Below are 2412 nucleotides of genomic sequence, written 5' to 3' on the forward strand. Positions count from 1 at the left end.
TGAGTTCATCTAAAGATGTCCCAGGAGGAGCATACATTCTGGCTCGCTTTAAGGCACTAAAATCGTGTTCAATATCGGGCGTTGCTGAATTGATGTATGATGTAGCGATCAATATCCAAAAACATTATTCAAAACAGGATGGAATCTTTAGCTACATTTAATAGTTAGCAGGATATGGGGTGGGAACATCCCATAACTTGAGATAGTGAATTAGTAATCTAACTGAATGTGCTAGCATTTCTTTTGACTTAGAATAGCAAAGTGTCTTACGATGAAGTCGAGCTAAATAGTGTCTAAGCCTTGTATTTTCTCCCTCTACTCTAGTCATATAAGTTTTACAGATAATCTGGTCTCCATCTGGAATAAATATCGGATAGACTGGCCATCCATCCGTGACATGAAAGTAGCATTTCCAGGTATCGACTAGTTCCCATAATGGCTGAAAAGTTTTTGCACTATGGTCGCCCATTACCCATCCTAAGATTCCTGGCTGAAAGTGATTGACCGCTGTCTGGAGCCAGATTTTGTTTTTTTTGAGCCGACAAATGTTTCCAACTCATCCACTTCCCCCACCTCTGGAATTATTTCTGAATCCTAGGTATTTGGGAGCAATTCTCCTACCTGCTTATACCAATTTACTATGAAGTTGCACTTAATATAGCTTCAAGGATATAACAGGGTAAGAGCATCTCAATCAGGCTTGACACAAGGATTTGAGAATAAGCATCATGTAGTCCTCACTCATCGCTGCCCTTACTTTTCACGGCATCTCTGAAAGGTAGAGTAGGAGGTAATTCTAGGCAAAAGGGGTAGATGGTGATATAATGTGGTTAAAATCAAGTAAAGGCAGGCGAAAAATGTTGAACTGGTGGGAGAAAAATTTTGCAACTTGTGAATTAGGAGATGAGAGATTAAACAATAGAGCCTATTCAATCGGCCAAGCCCTAAGTCAAGGGTTCGGGAAAGCATTGTCAGAAATATTCACAAGTGCAAACGAGTTGAAAAGAGCTTATGAGTTTTTGCCAACAGAAAAACAGAATTTGACAAAGTAATCCAACCTCACTGTCAAATGACCTGTGAAGCTGTGGAAGAACAAGAAGTCGTAAAACAGACAAATCTCTTACTAAAATTGGTCGATTTTGATGCAGTTTTTCGGTAGGATTGTTACAATGATGACAAACAATTCCTTCTGATAAAATGCTCAGTCCCAAGAAAATTTTTCCCTCAACTTGAGTACAAGTTTCAACCCTGACTCCAGGCAATGCTAATAGATAGTCTAGATGGAAGCTCATAACGGTAAATGTATTATTAGGTACATTTTACACCATAAACTCAGAAGAGCCGATTAAACTCTGTACTCAACATAAGGCGAAGTTTGTATTAGATGCAGACATAGCCAAGTGTTTTGACCGCATCAACCATTATGAACTACTTCAAAAGTTGAATATAAAAGGCAAGGTCAGGAGACAAGTAAAATCCTGGCTAAAATCTGGAGTAATTGATGATGGAGTATTCACTGCAACATCTGAGGGCACGCCACAGGGTGGGGTCATTTCTCCGCTACTGGCAAACATTGCCCTCCACGGCTTGGAACAACACATAGAAAAAGAGTTCCCACACGATACAGGAAACCAGATAAGAAACTCAATTTCCAAATTTGGAAAACAGGTAGGCAACCCGAATATAATTCGATATGCCGATGACTTTGTGATTCTATGTGAAGCAAAAATCGTAGTCCAAAGATGCCGAGAAATAATTTCGGAATGGTTAAGTGGTATGGGCTTAGAATTGAAACCTAAAAAGACGAGGCTAACTCACACTTTCAAGGATGAATTAAGTGAGGATGGTAAAGCTAGATTTGACTTTCTCGGTCATCACATAAGGCAATACCCTGCTGGAAAACACCGAAACAGTTTAAATACTAAAGGTGAGATATTAGGTTTTAACACACTCATCACCCCAAATAAGAAGTCAAGTAAGGCTCACCAAGAGGAAATCGGAAGAATCATCAAAAACCATAGGTCATCGCCACAATCGGCGTTAATTAGAGACTTAAACCCTGTAATAAGGGGATGGACTTCTTTCTATACAAACTCTGACGCAAAAACCGTTGGAGAACTCTCTAAACAAGATCACCTCACATACCTGAAACTTCGACGTTGGGCAAAACGCCGTTGTGGAAACATCAAGACAGGACATCAACTGTATTGGCACTCCATTGGCGGTGATAACTGGGTATTCTCAACCAGAGAAGAGGGAACGAACCCCCTTCGGTTACTAAAGCATAGTGAATTCGAGTGTAGCAGCACCAACTATGTGAAAGTTAAAGGAGATAGGGTGCATCTCACTTTTGCAAATATATGAAAAAGGGCTAAAATGAAAAAGCTAGTAAAACTGTGAAAAAAGATGAGG

The 2412-nt window shown here is 39.8% G+C and carries 2 protein-coding genes and 1 pseudogene; 2 read left to right on the forward strand and 1 reads right to left on the reverse strand.

Annotation, left to right across the window (positions count from 1 at the left end):
* Positions 1-157 precede the first annotated feature (157 nt).
* A pseudogene (locus tag QUB44_RS30530) lies at positions 158-642 on the reverse strand (IS1 family transposase); the annotation flags it as partial.
* 215 nt (positions 643-857) lie between these two features.
* Here QUB44_RS30530 and QUB44_RS31350 point away from each other — a divergent pair.
* Complete coding sequence (locus QUB44_RS31350; protein WP_445299946.1) at positions 858-1052, forward strand: IS4/Tn5 family transposase DNA-binding protein; 195 nt, start codon at positions 858-860, stop codon at positions 1050-1052.
* A 292-nt stretch (positions 1053-1344) separates the two neighbouring features.
* Complete coding sequence (locus QUB44_RS30535; RefSeq protein WP_333373607.1) at positions 1345-2364, forward strand: reverse transcriptase domain-containing protein; 1020 nt, start codon at positions 1345-1347, stop codon at positions 2362-2364.
* Positions 2365-2412: the final 48 nt, after the last annotated feature.

The sequence above is a fragment of the Microcoleus sp. AT3-D2 genome, assembly GCF_036705715.1.
GTDB lineage: Bacteria > Cyanobacteriota > Cyanobacteriia > Cyanobacteriales > Microcoleaceae > Microcoleus.